Raw genomic sequence first — 1,831 nt, forward strand, 5'->3', positions numbered from 1 at the left:
GTAGGCCGGGTCGACGGCGATGATGGTGATGCCGAGTTCGGCCGCCATGCTGACGAGCCGGGCCCGCAGCTTGGACACGGGCATGCCGGAGATCACCTGCCTGAACCGCTTCTGGCGCCCGTGCTTCTCGCGGGTTTTGTCCGCGCTGAAGTCGAGGTCTTCGATCGCGATCGACACCCCGTGGCGTTTGGCCCAGTGCAGGAGCCGGATCAGTGCATGCCGTACCTGGGCATCACGGTGGTTCGCGGTGCCGGACAGGTCGTAGAAGAACCGGCGCGGCCTGCCGACCGGATTGCCGTGCTCGTCCAGCTGCCAGGCGGCCAGATGGTCGGCGTTGGTGTCGACACCGATCAGACCGCCCGTGCGGGCGTGGGACAGGGGAACGGTCTTGACTGGTGGGATGGTCCAGGAGGCGGTGAGGTACCAGCGGGAGCGGTCTGTGTCGTAGTGGATGCGGTAGGCCACGGCCCGGTTCGTGGTGATGCGGTCGGCCCACTCGTCGCTGCGGTGGTGGAAGACCGCGGTTTAGGCGAGGACGTACCGGCCGTGCGGGGCGTTGGCCAGGTGGGCGAGCGGAGCAGGCAGTTTCAGTGACACTTCGCCGTCGGGCGTGACGCGGATCGTCTCATTGCCGAACCGCTTGCCCGATTCGCCGTCCGCCTGGAGGAACCAGCGCGATGCTTCCCAACGTTGCCGCCACTGGGCCTGCGTGAGCTGGGCGGCGTGCAGGTGGTGCCGGTTGCGCGCGAGCCGCTTCCCGCCGCGCACCACCCGGACGCGGCCCACGGCGTGGTCGGCCTGCTCGGCACTGAGCCGGTCTTCAAGGACCTGCAGGCGCCGGGACTTGGCGAACCACTCCTTGGCGCTGCGGTAGCCGCCTGGCGACCGCCTGTTTCCCTTCTCTCCGATCGGGAGGGACAGGCGGTGCGCGATCGTCCGCACGCCCGCCTGAAGGCTGTGGATGTGCGCGAGTTGGGCACGCCTGGACAGCGCCCACTGATCATGCGTGGCCTTGGTAATACTCCCGGCCCAACGCGACGAAGACCCCTCCGTCAGGGCCCGCTTACGCTCCGCCCACGAATCCGAGGAGTGCTCCAAGCCCTCAGCGCACCGCCGTTTGAGATCTCTTGAGGCCAGCGAGCCCAGATGCGCGCCCACCAGGCGCAACACCTCCTCGTCGGCGGTGCTCAAGTGGCCCAGACGGGTCCGGATCGCCACGCCCGACGGGCCAACGGCCACGAAGGGAGCAGCGATCGTGCGCAACGACTCACCACGCATCGATGTACTCCCTCCAACACGCTTGAGCAGCAACAGGAAGAACAGTACGGGCAGGCACTGACATCAATGCCCGCCATACGACGTGTGCGCGCTGCAACACCACCAGCCAGTACACGCTCCTGCACACTCACACACGCTCCTGCACATCCGAAGACGAACAGTTCCCCACCCCTGGGATTCCCAGCCTTCGGCCGTTGGCAGCTCGAAGGAGAACGGGGACATACCTGGATTGGCGCGTTGCCGGACGTCGTGGACGCAATGCTCACCCGATGGGACCTGGTCCCCGACGGCGAGGCCATGCACGGGTACAACGGCATGGCCCTTCCTGTCTGCCGCGGGCAGGAAAAGTGCGTTCTCAAGGTGTCCTGGCCGCAGGAGACGTCTTCCTGCTACGAGGCCCTTGCTCTGGAGACCTGGAACGGCCGCAGTGCCGTCCGCCTCCTGGAGAGCTCTCCAGGGCGGGGGGGGGGGGGTGGGGGAAAATCGGGAGTGGACACCGGGTTAAAACCGAAACAAGATAAAAAAAATAGGTTTGGGTGGTTTTGTGTTTTAG

1 pseudogene is annotated in these 1,831 nt (G+C 66.3%); it reads right to left on the bottom strand.

Annotated features, from left to right (window positions below):
• Positions 1 to 1,278 (bottom strand): annotated as a pseudogene (locus ACWDA7_RS52515) (IS200/IS605 family accessory protein TnpB-related protein); the annotation flags it as partial.
• Positions 1,279 to 1,831: the final 553 nt, after the last annotated feature.

The organism is Streptomyces sp. NPDC001156, from assembly GCF_053598275.1.